The 17,066-nt window shown below is 69.8% G+C and carries 13 protein-coding genes; 4 read left to right on the top strand and 9 right to left on the bottom strand.

Translation table 11 applies throughout. The features are described 5' to 3' along the window. Positions 1–431: 431 nt before the first annotated feature. From ACIBJG_RS18405 to thyX, 3 genes are all read right to left on the bottom strand, one after another. Positions 432–2,117: a ribonuclease J gene (locus tag ACIBJG_RS18405; RefSeq protein WP_399308546.1), complete on the bottom strand. Its 1,686-nt coding sequence runs from the start codon at positions 2,115–2,117 to the stop codon at positions 432–434. A 132-nt stretch (positions 2,118–2,249) separates the two neighbouring features. Further along, the gene (dapA, locus tag ACIBJG_RS18400) at positions 2,250–3,149 is read right to left on the bottom strand and encodes a 4-hydroxy-tetrahydrodipicolinate synthase (protein WP_399308545.1); all 900 of its coding nucleotides are present in this window, start codon (positions 3,147–3,149) and stop codon (positions 2,250–2,252) included. Between the two features lie 152 nt (positions 3,150–3,301). Next, complete coding sequence (thyX, locus tag ACIBJG_RS18395; protein ID WP_399308544.1) at positions 3,302–4,039, bottom strand: FAD-dependent thymidylate synthase; 738 nt, start codon at positions 4,037–4,039, stop codon at positions 3,302–3,304. Between the two features lie 187 nt (positions 4,040–4,226). On the opposite strand from thyX, the gene ACIBJG_RS18390 reads away from it, so the two are divergent. Continuing rightward, the gene (locus tag ACIBJG_RS18390; protein ID WP_399308543.1) at positions 4,227–4,466 is read left to right on the top strand and encodes a hypothetical protein; all 240 of its coding nucleotides are present in this window, start codon (positions 4,227–4,229) and stop codon (positions 4,464–4,466) included. A gap of 94 nt (positions 4,467–4,560) precedes the next feature. Further along, entirely contained in the window at positions 4,561–5,112 is a 552-nt protein-coding gene (locus ACIBJG_RS18385; protein WP_399308542.1) for a hypothetical protein, read from the top strand. Between the two features lie 86 nt (positions 5,113–5,198). Here ACIBJG_RS18385 and ACIBJG_RS18380 read toward each other — a convergent pair whose 3' ends face one another. The 6 genes from ACIBJG_RS18380 to eccD all read right to left on the bottom strand — a co-directional run bounded on the left by ACIBJG_RS18380 (position 5,199) and on the right by eccD (position 12,265). Next, on the bottom strand, positions 5,199–5,672 hold the full coding sequence (locus ACIBJG_RS18380; protein WP_399308541.1) for a hypothetical protein: 474 nt from the start codon (positions 5,670–5,672) through the stop codon (positions 5,199–5,201). A gap of 14 nt (positions 5,673–5,686) precedes the next feature. Next, positions 5,687–6,439 carry a 4-hydroxy-tetrahydrodipicolinate reductase gene (gene dapB / locus ACIBJG_RS18375; protein WP_399308540.1) on the bottom strand — a complete coding sequence of 251 codons (753 nt, stop codon included), beginning with the start codon at positions 6,437–6,439 and terminating at the stop codon, positions 5,687–5,689. 24 nt (positions 6,440–6,463) lie between these two features. Continuing rightward, positions 6,464–7,843: a M16 family metallopeptidase gene (locus ACIBJG_RS18370; RefSeq protein WP_399308539.1), complete on the bottom strand. Its 1,380-nt coding sequence runs from the start codon at positions 7,841–7,843 to the stop codon at positions 6,464–6,466. Then, positions 7,840–10,053 (bottom strand): polyribonucleotide nucleotidyltransferase, encoded by a 2,214-nt coding sequence (locus ACIBJG_RS18365; RefSeq protein ID WP_399308563.1) that lies wholly within the window; start codon positions 10,051–10,053, stop codon positions 7,840–7,842. Before ACIBJG_RS18365 ends, ACIBJG_RS18370 begins: the two co-directional genes overlap by 4 nt. A 270-nt stretch (positions 10,054–10,323) precedes the next feature. Beyond that, positions 10,324–10,614, bottom strand: coding sequence for a 30S ribosomal protein S15 (gene rpsO, locus ACIBJG_RS18360; protein ID WP_018551846.1), 291 nt, complete (start codon positions 10,612–10,614; stop codon positions 10,324–10,326). A 175-nt stretch (positions 10,615–10,789) separates the two neighbouring features. Further along, positions 10,790–12,265: a type VII secretion integral membrane protein EccD gene (gene eccD, locus ACIBJG_RS18355; RefSeq protein ID WP_399308538.1), complete on the bottom strand. Its 1,476-nt coding sequence runs from the start codon at positions 12,263–12,265 to the stop codon at positions 10,790–10,792. A gap of 389 nt (positions 12,266–12,654) precedes the next feature. Here eccD and eccCa point away from each other — a divergent pair, with 389 nt between their 5' ends. Next, positions 12,655–16,608 carry a type VII secretion protein EccCa gene (eccCa, locus tag ACIBJG_RS18350; protein ID WP_399308537.1) on the top strand — a complete coding sequence of 1,318 codons (3,954 nt, stop codon included), beginning with the start codon at positions 12,655–12,657 and terminating at the stop codon, positions 16,606–16,608. A gap of 130 nt (positions 16,609–16,738) precedes the next feature. Then, positions 16,739–16,972, top strand: coding sequence for a DUF397 domain-containing protein (locus ACIBJG_RS18345; RefSeq protein WP_399308536.1), 234 nt, complete (start codon positions 16,739–16,741; stop codon positions 16,970–16,972). Positions 16,973–17,066: the final 94 nt, after the last annotated feature.

The raw sequence follows: 17,066 nt of genomic DNA, 5'->3' as shown, positions 1-17,066 counted from the left end.
GGAACGGACGCTTCCTTTGTACTCACCCGCAGAACATTTTCTGGGGCTTTCCTCCGGGCGCTTCCCTTCGGTCTTGCGTTTCCGACTCTATCAGACTCTTTCGTGTCCGATTCCCGGTCGAAGCGGGCCTCGCATTTTCGCTTTCCAGTTCTTCGCTTTCGCGCTTTCCCTTTCCGGCGATTCCAACCTTACCAGACTCATTTCGTCCCGTTTGCCGGTTCGAGTTTGAATTCCAGTGGCCGTTGAAGGGCCTTGCCTTTCGGCGGATCCGACGTTATCAGAAAATCTGAGTCGAAATTCCGGCCTCCTCGGGGGCTCACGGCACACAGGTGTGCGCGGTGGTTCCCGGTGAGGCGGAGACGCAAACGTACTGGAGCGGGGCGCCCCGATGCAAATCGGGGGCCCCGCTCCGGAGTTCGCGCCTGTCGGGGTCAGACCTCGACGACGACGGGAAGGATCATCGGGCGCCGGCGGTAGGTGTCGGAGACCCACTTGCCCACCGTGCGACGGACGAGCTGCTGGAGCTGGTGCGGCTCCATGACGCCGTCCTGGGCCGACTTGTTGAGGGCGTCCTGGACCTTCGGGACGACCGCGCTGAACGCCGAGTCGTCGATGCCGGAGCCCCGGGCCTGGATGTGGGGGCCGCCCACGATCTTGCCGGAGGAGCTGTCGACCACGATGAAGACCGAGATGATGCCCTCGTCGCCGAGAATGCGGCGGTCCTTGAGCGAGGACTCGGTGACATCGCCGACCGAGAGGCCGTCGACGTACACATAGCCGGCCTGAACCTTGCCGACGATCTTTGCCTTGCCGTCGATCAGGTCGACGACCACGCCGTCCTCGGCGATGACGATGTGGTCCTTCGGAACGCCGGTGAGGGCGCCCAGTTCGGCGTTGGCCCTGAGGTGGCGCCATTCGCCGTGGACCGGCATCAGGTTCTTCGGCTTGCAGATGTTGTAGAAGTACAACAGCTCACCGGCCGAGGCGTGGCCCGAGACGTGGACCTTGGCGTTGCCCTTGTGGATGACGTTGGCGCCCCAACGGGTCAGACCGTTGATCACGCGGTAGACCGCGTTCTCGTTGCCCGGGATCAGCGACGACGCCAGGATGACGGTGTCGCCCTGGACGATGCGGATCTGGTGGTCGCGGTTGGCCATCCGCGACAGAGCCGCCATCGGCTCACCCTGCGAGCCCGTGCAGACCAGCACGACCTCGTCGTCCGGCAGGTCGTCGAGCGTCTTGACGTCGACGACCAGGCCCGCGGGAACCTTCAGATAGCCCAGGTCACGGGCGATGCCCATGTTCCGGACCATCGAACGTCCGACGAAGGCGACCCGGCGGCCGTATTCGTGAGCCGTGTCGAGGATCTGCTGGATGCGGTGCACGTGACTGGCGAAGCTCGCCACGATGATGCGCTTCTGCGCGTTGGCGAAGACCGTGCGCAGGACGTTCTGGATGTCCCGCTCGGGCGGTACGAAGCCGGGGACCTCCGCGTTCGTCGAGTCGGAGAGCAGAAGGTCGATGCCTTCCTCGCTCAGCCGCGCGAACGCGTGCAGGTCGGTGAGGCGGCCGTCCAGCGGCAGCTGGTCCATCTTGAAGTCACCGGTGACGACGGCCATGCCGGCAGGCGTGCGGATGGCGACCGCGAGAGCGTCCGGGATGGAGTGGTTGACCGCGATGAACTCGCAGTCGAAGACTCCGATGCGCTCGCGCTGGCCCTCCTTGACCTCAAGGGTGTAGGGCCGGATGCGGTGCTCCTGGAGCTTGGCCTCGATGAGCGCGAGGGTCAGCTTGGAGCCGATCAGCGGGATGTCCGGCTTCAGACGCAGCAGATACGGGACAGCACCGATGTGGTCCTCGTGTCCGTGCGTCAGGACGATGCCCTCGACGTCGTCGAGGCGGTCCCGGATGGTGGTGAAGTCCGGAAGGATCAGGTCGATTCCCGGCTGCTCCTCTTCGGGGAAGAGGACGCCGCAGTCGACGATGAGCAGGCGGCCGCCGTACTCGAAGACCGTCATGTTGCGGCCGATTTCACCGAGGCCGCCCAGCGGGGTGACCCGCAGGCCGCCCTTCGGGAGCTTCGGCGGGGTGCCGAGTTCAGGATGCGGATGACTCAAAAGACTCTCCTTACCACGCGCGCCACGTACCGCTTGGGCACGTGGCGCGCATGTCATTCGTGCACTTGCTGATGTCTTTGGTGTTGCTCTGTCGCGAATTGTTCTTCGCGTATTCAGTTGTGAAGTCTGTGGTTACAGCTGTACCCCACCGGCGGCGAGATCGATCTTGAGCTGTGCCGTTTCCTGTGCGCTGAGTTCCACCATGGGGAGGCGCAGCGGGCCCGCCGGGAGGCCCTGGAGGGTCAGTGCGGCCTTGGTGGTGATCACACCCTGGGTACGGAACATGCCCGTGAACACCGGCAGTAGCTTCTGGTGGATCTCCGTGGCCTTCTGTACGTCTCCGCCGAGGTAGGCCTCGATGAGGGCCCGCAGGTCCGGGGTGACGACATGGCCGACGACCGAGACGAAACCGACCGCGCCGACCGACAGGAGCGGCAGGTTCAGCATGTCGTCGCCCGAGTACCAGGCCAGACCGGACTGGGCGATGGCCCAGCTGGCACGGCCGAGGTCGCCCTTGGCGTCCTTGTTGGCCACGATGCGCGGGTGTTCGGCCAGCCGGACCAGGGTCTCCGTGTCGATCGGCACACCGCTGCGGCCGGGAATGTCGTAGAGCATCACCGGCAGCCCGGTGGAGTCCGCGATCGCCGTGAAGTGCCGCAGGAGGCCCTCCTGCGGCGGCTTGTTGTAGTACGGAGTGACCGCGAGCAGGCCGTGGACGCCTGTGCGCTCGGCCGTCCGGGCGAGTTCGACGCTGTGGCGGGTGTCGTTGGTGCCGATGCCGGCGACGATGTGCGCCCGGTCGCCGACCGCCTCCAGCACCGCCCGTACGAGCTGGTCTTTCTCCGCGTCGCTGGTGGTCGGGGACTCGCCGGTGGTGCCGTTGATGATCAGGCCGTCGTTGCCTGCGTCCACCAGATGGGTGGCGAGCCGCTGGGCGCCGTCGATGTCGAGTGCGCCGTCCGCCGTGAAGGGCGTGACCATAGCGGTGAGGACCCGCCCGAAGGGGGTCTGCGGAGTGGAGATCGGAGCCATGGGTACCACGCTACTCGTTGCTCAGCGCCCGGTGTCCCCTCGGGGGGACAAGCAAGAGGAGCCCGGCACTGCCTGCTCGGGGGTTCAAGCAGTGCCGGGTCCGTTTGATCAGCCTAGATGAACTTCATGAAACGCCGCAATACGGACACCGCCTACGGAGCGACGCGTCCATTTTTGTTGAAGGCTGCATGGGTGAGGGGCATGAGTGCCGCCCAGTGCGCCTCCATCTGCTCGCCGACCATCTCGATCTCCCGCTGCGGGAACGACGGAACCTTCGCGAGTTCGTGCTGCGTACGCAGGCCGAGGAAGTGCATCAGCGAGCGGGCGTTGCACGTGGCGTACATCGAGGAGAACAGGCCGACCGGGAGAACCGCGCGGGCGACCTCGCGGGCGACTCCTGCCGCCAGCATCTCCTGGTAGGCCACGTACGCCTGGCGGTACGAGTCCTCCATGACGCGGCCGGTGAGCTCCGCCTGCGCCTCGGTGCCGTCGACGAACTCGTACTTGCCGGGGCGGCCCTGCTGGACGAGTTTCCGGGACTCCCCCGGGACGTAGAAGACCGGCTCCAGCTCCCTGTAGCGGCCCGATTCCTCGTTGTACGACCAGCCGACGCGGTGCCGCATGAACTCACGGAACACGAAGATCGGGGCGCTGATGAAGAAGGTCATCGAGTTGTGCTCGAACGGGCTTCCGTGCCGGTCCCGCATCAGGTAGTTGATGAGCCCCTTGGAGCGCTCAGGATCCTTGGTGACCTCTTCGAGCGACTGCTCACCGGCCGTGGAAACACGGGCGGCGAACAGCACATCGGAGTCGCCTGCGGCGTGTTTCACCAGGTCAACGGTGACATCACTGCGGAAGCTGGGCTTTGCGGGCTCGGGGGTCTCGGTCACCGGCGGGGGTCCTTCCAATGGCGTCGCTCGGGCGGCGCCCACTCTACGGGCCGCCACCGACAACGCGGTCCGCACCACCCGTACGAGGATTTCTTCGGCCAATCCGGTGATTCGGGGCACCGATCGGGCCCGTCGTGCGTCTGACTCAGTAGCACCACCCGAATCAGAGTTCAAGGAGAGTTACCTCATGTTCCGCCGGCGTGAATCCGTCCCGTTCTCGTTCGTAGCCGAGGCCGACCGATTCCGCAGTAACGTCACACCGCCTCCGCGGGCGCGCGCCTCCCTGTCCGAGAAGGCGGGCCGCACCCTGACCGGCCTCGTCGTGGTCGCCGGACTCGTCGGATCGCTGTTGCTCGGTCTGCCCGCCCTGGCACCCGAGCAATCGCCGCAGCACCACCAGCAGACCGAGGCGGCGCACGGACACTGACTCGTACGGACCCCCTGGGGTGGTCCGGTCAGTGGCCTCCTCGGTAGCCTCACCGGGCACAGCAATCGAGCGTGCTTGTGAGTGAGGATCAGTCGTGCCCCTGCCCTTTCTGACGGCCGACCGCGCATTTGACGCGAGCGCTGACGACATCGCGCTGCCGTTCGACGACCACGACAGCTGGCGACGCCCCTACCGCCCCGGGCCCTGGCGTGTCGCGGCCGCGGCCGGTCTGCTGCTGCTTGCCTCGTTCATCCTGTTCGCCGGGATGATCACGGCGTTCGCCGGGGCGATGCCCGGCGCCGGCGCGTGTCTCGCCCTGGCCCTCGCGGTGATCATCTGCGCCCTGCGGATGCTGCGGATCGGCGCCTGGGTGAGCCGGCACGGCGTGCGGCGGGTGGGCTTCTTCCGAACGACGACGGTGCCGTGGAACCGTGCCGAAGCAGTGCGTACCGTGCAGCAGCCGGTGAAGTGGCTCGGGTTCCCGCGCACGGTGCAGGGTCAGGCCCTGATCGTCGTACGCAAGGGCGGGAATGCGATGCCGCCGCTGCTCACGGACTCCAACGCGGACTTCCTGGCGCGCGGTGAGGCGTTCGACCGGGCCGCCGACACGATTGAGGCCTGGGGGGACGAGTACCGGGCGCGGTAGTCGGCGGAGTGTTGCCGTCCGGCGGTCGAGGGGTGTCCCTCGACCGCCGGACGGGCTTGATGTGCAGGGCGGGCTCGACGTACCCGTCAGGTTGATGTGCCGGACGGCGCCGTAGTGGGTGCCGGACGGCCGTGGAGGGCGATGGCCCGCTGCATGGCCTTGCGGGCCCGAGGGGTGTCCCGGGCGTCCTGGTAGGCCACAGCGAGGCGGAACCAGCAGCGCCAGTCGTCCGGAGTGTCCTCCGTCTCCTCCCGACGGCGGGCGAACACCGCGTCGGCGGAGTCCCGGTCGATACGCCCGCTGGGGGTACGGACCAGTTCGTCGACGGGCAGGCCGCCCTCGGCGTCGAGTTCGGCGGCCAGGGCGTTGGCCCTCCGGACGAACTGGGTGTTCTTCCAGAGGAACCAGATGCCGATCACCGGAAGGATCAGGACGGCGACCCCGAAGGTCACCGTCAGCAGCGTGCCGTGCTTGATGAGCAGGACACCTCGGCTGCCGACCAGGGCGAAGTAGAAGACCAGGACGGCAGCGGTGACGACATAAGTGATCTTTGCGCGCATGGCGGTGGGCTCAGTCAGTTCAGGTCGAGGAAGTTTTCCAGGCCGAACGTGAGACCCGGAGTGGTCACCACGCGGCGTGCTCCGAGCAGGATGCCCGGCATGAAGCTGCTGTGGTGCAGGGAGTCGTGCCGGATGGTGAGGGTCTCGCCCTCGCCCCCGAGCAGCACCTCCTGGTGGGCCAGGAGGCCGCGGAGCCGGACCGAGTGGACCGGGATCCCGTCGACGTCGGCGCCGCGCGCGCCGTCCAGTGCCGTCGCGGTGGCGTCCGGCTGGGGTGCGCAGCCCGCCTCGCGGCGGGCTTCGGCGATCAGCTGGGCGGTGCGCGCGGCGGTGCCGGAGGGGGCGTCGGCCTTGTTCGGGTGGTGCAGCTCGATGACCTCGACCGACTCGAAGTACCGGGCCGCCTGCTGTGCGAACTTCATCGTGAGGACCGCGCCGATGGAGAAGTTCGGCGCGATGAGCACACCGGTCCCCGGCGAGCCGGAGAGCCAGGTGTTGAGCTGCGCGAGCCGCTCGTCGGTCCAGCCGGTCGTGCCGACCACGGCGTGGATGCCGTGCCGGACGCAGAAGTCGAGGTTGTCCATCACCGACGTGGGAGTGGTGAGCTCGACGACGACCTGGGCGCCGGAGTCCGTGAGGGTCTCCAGCTTGTCGTCGCGGCCGAGTGCGGCCACCAGTTCCATGTCGTCGGCGGCCTCGACCGCTCGTACCGCCTCGGAGCCGATACGGCCCCGTGCCCCGAGAACGGCCACGCGCAGCTTGCTCATTGCTCTGCTTCCTTACGAGAGGATTTAGGAGACCGCTTCTTCGAGGCGGTCGGCCTGCTTGTCCTTGAGCGGGCCGATGACGGAGAGCGAGGGGCGGTGTCCGAGGACCTCGCCCGCCACCGACCGGACGTCGTCCGGTGTGACCTGCGCGATACGGGCCAGCATGTCGTCTACGGACATCTGCTCGCCCCAGCACAGTTCGCTCTTGCCGATGCGGTTCATCAGCGCGCCGGTGTCCTCCAGGCCGAGGACGGTGGAGCCGGAGAGCTGGCCGATGGCGCGGCTGATCTCCTCGTCGTCGAGTCCGTCCGACGCGACACGGTCGAGCTCGTCGCGGCAGATCTTGAGGACGTCGTGGACCTGGCTGGGCCGGCAGCCCGCGTACACGCCGAAGAGTCCGCAGTCCGCGAAGCCCGAGGTGTACGAGTAGACGCTGTAGGCCAGGCCGCGCTTCTCCCGTACCTCCTGGAAGAGGCGGGAGCTCATGCCGCCGCCGAGGGCGGTGTTGAGTACGCCGAGCGCCCAGCGGCGCTCGTCGGTGCGGGCCAGTCCCGGCATGCCGAGGACCACGTGGGCCTGCTCGGTCTTGCGGTTCTGCACTTCGACCCGGCCCGCGGTGCGCAGCGTGCGGGAGCCCTCGCGCGGCGCCGTCGGGACGGCGTCGGTGCGGGAGAGTGCCCCGGCGCGTTCGAAGGCCTTGCGGACCTGGCGTACGACCGTGGCGTGGTCGACGTTGCCGGCTGCCGCGACGACCAGGTGCGTGGGGTCGTAGTGCTTCTTGTAGAAGCGGGCGATCTGGCCGCGGTTCAGGGCGTTGATCGTGTCGACGGTGCCGAGGACCGGGCGGCCGAGCGGGGTGTCGCCGAGCATCGTGTGCGCGAACAGGTCGTGCACGCAGTCGCCCGGGTCGTCCTCCGTCATCGCGATCTCTTCGAGGATGACGCCGCGCTCGGCGTCGACGTCCTCGGAGGCGATCAGGGAGCCGGTCAGCATGTCGCAGACCACGTCGATGGCCAGCGGCAGGTCCGTGTCGAGGACCCGCGCGTAGTAGCAGGTGTACTCCTTCGCCGTGAAGGCGTTCATCTCGCCGCCGACCGCGTCGATCGCGGACGAGATGTCGAGGGCGCTGCGCTTGGCGGTGCCCTTGAAGAGGAGGTGTTCGAGGTAGTGCGTCGCGCCGTTCAGCGTCGGGGTCTCGTCGCGTGATCCGACGTTGGCCCAGATACCGAAGGTGGCGGAGCGTACGGAGGGCAGCGTCTCGGTGACGATGCGCAGGCCGCCGGGGAGGACCGTGCGGCGGACCGTGCCGATGCCTTTGGTGCCCTTGAGAAGCGTTTGGGTACGGGCGACGGCCCGCCCCTCCGAGGAGGGGCGGGCCGTCGTCACGGAACTACGGGACGTCACTTGTCGGTGTCGTCCTTCTTCTCGTCCTCTTCACCCTCGACGACGGGGATGAGGGAGAGCTTGCCGCGGGAGTCGATCTCCGCGATCTCGACCTGAACCTTGGCGCCGACGCCGAGCACGTCCTCGACGTTCTCCACGCGCTTGCCACCGGCGAGCTTGCGGATCTGCGAGATGTGCAGCAGACCGTCCTTGCCGGGCATCAGGGAGACGAACGCACCGAAGGTGGTGGTCTTGACGACCGTACCCAGGTAGCGCTCGCCGACCTCCGGCATGGTCGGGTTGGCGATCGCGTTGATCGTGGCGCGCGCGGCCTCGGCCTGCGAGCCCTGCTGGGCACCGATGTAGATGGTGCCGTCGTCCTCGATCGTGATGTCGGCGCCGGTGTCCTCCTGGATCTGGTTGATCATCTTGCCCTTGGGGCCGATGACCTCACCGATCTTGTCCACCGGGATCTTGACGGTGATGATCCGCGGGGCGTTCGGGGACATCTCGTCCGGGACGTCGATGGCCTCGTTCATCACGTCGAGGATGTGGAGGCGTGCGTCACGGGCCTGCTTCAGCGCGGCGGCCAGGACCGAGGCGGGGATGCCGTCGAGCTTGGTGTCGAGCTGGAGCGCGGTCACGAACTGCTTCGTACCGGCGACCTTGAAGTCCATGTCACCGAAGGCGTCCTCGGCACCGAGGATGTCGGTGAGGGCGACGTAGTGGGTCTTGCCGTCGATCTCCTCGGAGATCAGGCCCATGGCGATACCGGCGACGGCGGCCTTGAGGGGCACACCGGCGTTCAGCAGGGACATGGTGGAGGCGCAGACCGAGCCCATGGACGTCGAGCCGTTGGAGCCCAGCGCCTCGGAGACCTGGCGGATCGCGTACGGGAAGTCCTCGCGCGACGGCAGCACCGGCACGATGGCGCGCTCGGCGAGCGCACCGTGGCCGATCTCGCGGCGCTTGGGCGAGCCCACGCGGCCGGTCTCACCGACGGAGTACGGCGGGAAGTTGTAGTTGTGCATGTAGCGCTTGCGGGTCACCGGGGAGAGGGTGTCCAGCTGCTGCTCCATGCGGAGCATGTTGAGGGTGGTGACGCCCAGGATCTGGGTCTCGCCACGCTCGAACAGCGCCGAGCCGTGCACGCGCGGGATGGCCTCGACCTCGGCGGCGAGCGTACGGATGTCCGTGACGCCACGGCCGTCGATGCGGACCTTGTCCTTGATGACGCGCTCGCGGACCAGCTTCTTGGTCAGCGCGCGGTAGGCACCGGAGATCTCCTTCTCGCGGCCCTCGAAGGCCGGGAGGAGCTTCTCGCCCGCGATGTCCTTGATGCGGTCGAGCTCCGCCTCGCGCTCCTGCTTGCCGGCGATGGTGAGCGCCTTGGCGAGCTCGGTGCTGACGGCCTTGGAGAGGGCCTCCAGGACGTCGTCCTGGTAGTCGAGGAAGACCGGGAACTCGCCGGTGGGCTTGGCAGCCTTGGCGGCGAGGTCGGACTGGGCCTTGCAGAGCGCCTTGATGAAGGGCTTCGCTGCTTCCAGACCGGCGGCGACGACCTCTTCGGTCGGGGCCTCGGCACCGTCCTTGACCAGCTGGATGGTCTTCTCGGTGGCCTCGGCCTCGACCATCATGATCGCGACGTCGCCGTCCTCCAGGACGCGACCCGCGACGACCATGTCGAAGACGGCGTCCTCGAGCTCGGTGTGCGTCGGGAAGGCGACCCACTGGCCCTTGATCAGGGCGACGCGGGTGGCCCCGATGGGGCCGGAGAAGGGCAGGCCCGCCAGGATCGTGGAGGCGGAGGCGGCGTTGATCGCGACCACGTCGTACAGGTGGTCGGGGTTGAGCGCCATGATCGTCTCGACGATCTGGATCTCGTTGCGCAGGCCCTTCTTGAAGGAGGGGCGCAGCGGGCGGTCGATCAGGCGGCAGGTGAGGATCGCGTCCTCGGACGGCCGGCCTTCACGGCGGAAGAAGGAGCCGGGGATCTTGCCGGCCGCGTACTGCCGCTCCTCGACGTCCACCGTGAGGGGGAAGAAGTCGAGCTGGTCCTTGGGCCGCTTGGAAGCGGTGGTGGCCGACAGCACCATGGTGTCGTCGTCCAGGTACGCGACGGCGGAGCCGGCGGCCTGCTTGGCCAGGCGGCCCGTCTCGAAGCGGATGGTGCGGGTGCCGAAGGTTCCGTTGTCGATAACGGCCTCGGCGTAGTGGGTCTCGTTCTCCACTAGTGTTTTCTCCATACTCGTCGTCTTTCGTCCTGTCGCCCGTGTGGCGGAGGACGGTGCGGAGAGGCGCACCGTGTGTGCGGGGCCGGTCTTCGATCGAAGCTCCCGGGCGTTGTCCCGGGGGCCACTACCGAGGACCGGCGGCGGCCGTGGCGCGCCTCTCCTCGTCTGTTGTTGTACGTCCAGGTTACTGAGGTTCCCCCCGGTACCGCACGTACGGCAAAGGGAGCGGCCCCCTAGAAGGGGGAACCGCTCCCTTTCACAGCGTCCTTACTTGGCGCCGCCGGCCGCGCCACGGCGGATGCCGAGGCGGTCGACGAGCGCACGGAAGCGCTGGATGTCCTTCTTGGCCAGGTACTGCAGGAGGCGGCGACGCTGGCCGACCAGGATCAGCAGACCACGACGGGAGTGGTGGTCGTGCTTGTGCGTCTTGAGGTGCTCCGTCAGGTCCGAGATACGGCGCGAAAGCATGGCGACCTGAACCTCGGGGGAACCGGTGTCGCCCTCCTTCTGCGCGAACTCGGTCATGATCTGCTTCTTCGTAGCGGCGTCGAGCGGCACGCGTACTCCTCTTGGTCTTCGATGCGCCCACGAGTGCCCCTGGTCTTGATCTCAGGGGAGCTTGAGTGACTCGGGAGCGAAGGTCCGATGAGCGCAGCCCCCAGAATCAACCGGGAACGCGTACACAAACGGCCACAGCCAGACTACCAGCCGTTCGGAGCGGCCCTCACGGGCCTCAGCCAGTGAGGGCCCTCGCGCGCGCGAAGACGTCGAGGACCGCCAGGCAGAGCGGCACCAGGGAGAGCAGGAGCGCGCTCTCCGTCAGGTCCAGGACACGGCCCCAGAAGGGGGAGAGCCCCTTGCGGGGAACGATGAGGCCGGCCGCGGTCAGCAGGGTCACGCCGGCTGCGACGGCCGCGCAGAGCCAGACCGTACGCAGGTCGAGGGAGCCGCGGTCCCCGTACCGGGCGAGCGCCGCCACCAGGTCGGCGGGCGGATGCAGCGCGAGGCCGAGGATCAGCAGGGCGAGGGCCCCGAGGCCCGCCGCCAGCACGCACACGACCTGCGAGGTGTAGCGGAAGAGCCGGGCGCGCAGCAGCATGGCCGCTCCGGTGGCCAGGGCGAGGAGCTGGGCCCAGGCGTCACCGGAGAAGCCGAGCACCGCGGCGGACGCGACGACGAGGGCCGCGCAGCCTGCGACGAGGCCGAGCAGGAGTTCATGGCCGCGCCGTGCCCGGTCCGCGATGTGCGCGGCATCGACGGGGGCGTCCCGGTGGCCGGCGTCCGGATCGGCGAAGGGGTCCTCGTAGCCCGTCCGGGCCGTGCGCTGCGGGGCGTATCCGATGGGGAGCCGGGCGAAACGGGCCGAGAGGCCGGGCAGGAAGGCGACGAGTCCGATGGCGGCCGGGGCGCAGACGGCGGCCGCCGAGGCTGCCGAGGACTCGGCGAGGATCGCGGCGAAGGCTGCCAGGGTGCCCGCGGTGGCGAGGAAGGCCGCCGCGACGAACGGGGCGTCGCCGCCCGGGGTGACGGCGACCAGGACGACCGAGGCGACCAGCACGGCGACGCAGCCGAGCAGGAGCTGGAGCCTGCCCGGCCCCTGGCCGGCGTCCGGGCCGATGACGCCGGAGCCCGCGATGAGCACGAGGGGCAGGGCGCCGAGGCCCAGGGCGACGGCCGTCACCCGGTCCCCGTAGACCCGGGCGCGGACCCCCGCGAAGGCGGTGAGCAGCACTCCGGCGGCGCCCGCGATGATGCCGGGCAGGCTGTGCATGTCGTGGCGGACCGGGTCGGCGAACCAGAGGACGAAGCCCATCAGGACCAGCAGCAGGGCGGCACCCGCGGGGCCGGCGCCGCGCAGCAGGTCGTCGCTCCAGAGGTGGCGGTCGCGGCCGACGGCGGACGCGACGGCGTCCGAGACGTCGTCGAACACGGCGGGCGGCAGCGACTCGGCGAAGGGGCGCAGGCTGAGGATCTCCCCGTCGAGCACCTGCTGGGCGGCGAGGGTGCGGGCGCCGTCGAGGACGGTGCCGTCGCGTCGTACGAGGTGGTAGCCGGTGGGGGTGGCGACGGCCTGGGTCCGGCCGGTGAGCCGGAGGATCTCGGGGCAGACGTCGGCGACGGCGAGGTCCTCGGGCAGCGCGACGTCGATCCGGCTGTCGGGCGCCACGACAGTGACGCGGCAGAAGCCGGTCGCTGCGGTCGTACTCACGTGTCTGGTCCCCCTGGTCGGCAACTGCGCACGATCACGTGTCCGGTCCTCGGGTCGGCAACTGCGCACGATCACGTGTCCGGTCCTCGGGTCAGCGACTGCGCACGGTTACGTGCCCGGTCCCCCTGGTCGGCGACCGTGCACGATCACGTGTCCAGTCCCCTGGTCGGCAACTACGCACGATCACGTGCCCGGTCCCCCGGGTTTCGCGGTGCGCACGATGCGCGCGCAACCCTACCGGGACGGGTGAATCCCGGAATCTCCGCCGGGGTCCGGGAAGTAGGATCGCGGTCGCGCGGAGGCCAGTCCGTGGGCGGAGGCAGCCACGGGGGCGCCGGTGCGGGTCCGTCCGGCCTCCGGCCCGTCCGTACCGAGGGATTGATGCACCGGTGAGCCAGATCGTCGTGAAGCGACCGCCGCGGGCCGTGCCGCCGGAACTCCCCTCTGACGGGCTGGCGTTGAAGCCCCCTCCCCTGCTGCCGCGCGGGCAGCGCGAGGGCTTGCTGATGCAGGTCCTGCCGGTGCTCGGCATGGGTTCGTCGGTGGTCTTCTTCTTCTCGCCGCAGGCTCCGCCGTTCATGCGGATCATGGGTGTGCTGATGCTGGTGTCGACGGTCGCGATGGTGGTCGCCCAGCTGGTCCGCCACCGGCGGGGTACCCAGGGGCAGCTGGCGGACGCCCGGCGCGACTACCTCGCCTACCTGGCGCAGACCCGGCGCACGGTGCGCCGGACGGCGCGCGCCCAGCGTGACGCGCAGTGGTATCTGCACCCCGGCCCCGATCAGCTGTGGTCCGTGGTGGCGGAGGGCGCCCGGGTGTGGGAACGGCGGGCCGGTGACCAGGACTTCGGGCACGTACGGATCGGGCTGGGCGCCCAGGGGCTGTCGACGCCCCTGTCGGGGCCGGACACCGATCCGGCGGATGATCCGGAGCCGGTGTGCGCGGGCGCGCTGCGGCGGTTCCTGGCGGTGCACGGCTCGCTGGACGGACTGCCGGTGGCGTTCCCGGTGCGGGGGTTCCATCGGGTGACGGTGTGCGGTCTGCCGGAGTCGGCGCAGTCGGTGGCGCGGGCGATGGTGGCCCAGTTGGTGACGCTGCACTCGCCGGACGACCTGGTGGTCGCGGTCGTGGCGGGGCCCGACGCGGTGGCGCGCTGGGACTGGACGAAGTGGCTTCCGCACACCCAGGTGCCGGGTCAGGCCGACGGGGCCGGTACGAAACGGCTGTTCGCGGCGGACCTGGCCGGTCTGGAGCCGTTGCTGGCCGGCCGGCTGGAGGGGCGGCCGCGGTTCGGCCGGGAGAGCGGACCGCTGCCGGACCAGCCGCACATCGTGGTGGTGCTGGACGGCAGCCGGGTGGCGCCCGACGCGGTGTTGGCGGCGCCCGAGGGGCTGCAGGGCGTGACGGTCGTCGAGGTGGTGCGGGGTGAGCCCGACGCTCCGCGCGGCGGGCTCACCGTGATGGTGCGGCCGGGGCTGCTGCGGATGGAGTCGGGTGCGGGCGCGGTGCACGAGGGCGTACCGGACGGGCTCTCGCTGCCCGCGGCCGAGGCGCTGGCCCGGCAGTTGGCTCCGCTGCGTACGGGCGGGGGCAGGGACGGCGAACCACTGCTGTCCGACCTGGACTTCACCGAACTGCTGAACCTCGGTGACGCGGCCGCGGTCGATGTGGGGCGCACCTGGCGGCCGCGGCCGGTCTCCGAGCGGCTGCGGGTGCCGATCGGGGTCGGCGAGGACGGGCTGCCGGTGATGCTGGACCTCAAGGAGGCGGCACAGGACGGCATGGGGCCGCACGGGCTGTGCATCGGCGCGACGGGTTCCGGCAAGTCGGAACTGCTGCGGACGCTGGTGCTGGGGCTCGCGGTCACGCACCCCTCCGAGACGCTGAACTTCGTGCTCGCGGACTTCAAGGGTGGGGCGACGTTCAGCGGTATGGCACAGCTTCCGCACGTGGCCGCGGTCATCACCAACCTGGCCGACGACCTGGCCCTCGTCGACCGGATGGGCGACGCGATCCGCGGTGAGCTCCAGCGCCGGCAGGAGCTGCTGCGCTCGGCGGGCAACTACGCGGGCATCCACGACTACGAGAGGGCCCGGGCGGCCGGTGCGGCGCTGGAGCCGCTGGCCTCGTTGGTGCTGGTGATCGACGAGTTCTCCGAACTGCTCACCGCCCAGCCGGACTTCATCGAGATGTTCATCCAGATCGGCCGTATCGGCCGTTCGCTGGGCGTGCATCTGCTGCTGGCCTCGCAGCGGCTGGAGGAGGGCAGGCTGCGCGGTCTGGACACGTATCTCTCGTACCGGATCGGGCTGCGGACGTTCTCGGCCGCGGAGTCGCGGACGGCGCTGGGGGTGCCGGACGCGTACCACCTGCCGTCGGTGCCGGGCTCGGGCTATCTCAAGTCCGGTACGGAGGAGATGACGCGGTTCAAGGCGGCGTACGTGTCGGGGGCGTACCGCACGGTTGGTCCCGCCCCCGCGGTGGGGCAGGTGCCGGCCGCGCGGCGGGCGGCCCTGTTCCGTGCGATGCCGGTGCCGTCGGCGGAGGCGGAGGCCGGCGCGGCCGTCCCGCGGAACGGTCCGGTGCGGGAGGACGCGCTCACGGACACCGTGCTCGACGTGGTCGTGCGGCGGCTGGAGGGCCAGGGGGTGCCGGCGCATCAGGTGTGGCTGCCGCCGCTGGACCGTGCTCCGGCGCTGGACCAGCTGCTGCCTGGGCTCGCGCCGGCCGAGGGGCGCGGGTTCACCGCCACGGGGTACACCCGGCCCGGCGGGTTGACGGTCCCGCTCGGTCTGGTCGACAAGCCGTTCGAGCAGCGGCGCGAGGTTCTGTACCGCGACTTCTCCGGGGCCGCGGGGCATCTGATGGTGGTCGGCGGGCCGCAGTCGGGCAAGTCGACGCTGCTGCGGACGTTGATCTCCTCGTTCGCCCTGACGCACACCCCGATGGAGGTGCAGTTCTACGGTCTGGACTTCGGCGGTGGCGGGCTCGCCCCGCTGGCGGAGCTGCCGCACGTGGGGCAGATCGCCTCGCGGCTGGACCCGGAGCGCGTGCGGCGCACGGTCGCGGAGGTGGCGGGGGTACTGGCCCGGCGCGAGGAGCTGTTCCGCGCCCGGGGCATCGACTCGGTCGCCACCTACCGGCGCAGGCGCGCTCTCGGTGAGCTGCCCGGTGAGGCGTGGGGGGACGTGTTCCTGGTCATCGACGGCTGGGGCGGCTTCCGGACCGAGTACGAATCGCTGGAGCCGGTCGTCACGGACATCGCCGCGCGGGGTCTCGGCTACGGGGTCCACGTGGTGCTCTCGGCCGCGCGCTACATGGAGGTTCGCGCCGGGCTCAAGGACCAGATCCTCGGGCGGCTCGAACTGCGGCTGGGCGACGTCATGGACTCCGAGTTCGACCGGAAGGTGGCCGGCCGGGTGCCGGCCGGGGTGCCGGGCCGGGGCCAGGTGGCGGAGAAGCTGCACTTCATGGCCGCGCTGCCGCGCATCGACTCGGTCACCGACCGGGCGGGCCTGGCGGACGCGACCGCCGCGCTCGTCGGGACGGTGCGGTCGAACTGGGCGGGCGCCCCGGCACCCTCTGTACGGCTGCTGCCGCTCGGGCTGCCCGCGGAGCGGTTGCCGAAGGGGTTCGAGTTCCCGGACCGCGGCATCGCGATCGGGATCGCCGAGACGGATCTGGAACCGGTGTTCGTCGACTTCGACACCGATCCGTTCTTCCTGGTCTTCGGCGAGAGCGAGTCGGGCAAGACCAATCTGCTGCGGCTGATCACGAAGCAGATCGCGGAGCGGTACTCCCCCGACGAGGCGAAGCTCGTCGTCGGGGACTACCGGCGGGGGCTGCTGGGCGCGCTGCCGGAGAACCACCTGCTGGAGTACGCGCCGACGGCGGACGCGCTGGGCACGCACATGGAGGCGCTGGCCGGCGTGTTCGCGCGACGGCGGCCCCCGGCGGACGTCACTCCGCAGCAGCTGCGGGACCGGAGCTGGTGGTCCGGCCCGCAGATCTTCATCGTGGTCGACGACTACGACCTGGTGGCGACGGGCTCGGGCGGTCCGCTGGCCCCGTTGGCGGAGTATCTGCCCTTCGCCCGGGACACCGGGGTGCGCTTCGTCATCGCGCGCAGTTCGGCGGGGGCCTCACGTGCGATGTACGAGACGTTCATGCAGCGGATCAAGGAGCTGGGGGCGCAGGGGGTGGTCCTGTCCGGCAACCCGGCGGAGGGGGACCTCATCGGGGCGGTGCGCGGGCATCCGATGCCGCCGGGGCGCGGGTACTTCGCCACCCGTCGGCGGGGCAGCCCTCTGGTGCAGACGGGAAGGCTTCCGGAGCGGCCATGAGGCGGCCGCGCGCGGCGTCGGGGGAGCACAGAAAGGCGCTGTCCGCCAGGGAATCGGTGACCTGGCCAAAGGCCGCGGCGGTGCCTGTACGGTGCCGTGCAGAGCCACGTACGGAGAGGAACCCTTGACCATGGGCACGCAGGCGGAGAAGGACGAGCTGTACGCACTCGACATCTCGGGGGCGGAATGGCTGAGTGCGCCCGGGACCGAAGAGGCGGAGGAGCGTGTAGAGATCGCGCATCTGCCGGGCGGGGCCGTGGCGATGAGGTCCTCGCTGGATCCGGACACCGTGCTGCGGTACACGGAGGCCGAGTGGCGCGCGTTCGTACTCGGCGCCCGGGACGGTGAGTTCGACCTGACGTAGCGCCGGTCATACGGGAGGGGTGCGCGGCAGGGACCGCGTACGGCAGGAGGGGCACGTTCACCCGAACGTGCCCCTCCTGTGTCCGCGGTCCCTG

The organism is Streptomyces sp. NPDC050422, assembly GCF_044458665.1.
GTDB lineage: Bacteria > Actinomycetota > Actinomycetes > Streptomycetales > Streptomycetaceae > Streptomyces.
This window is presented reverse-complemented; position numbering and strand designations above follow the sequence as displayed.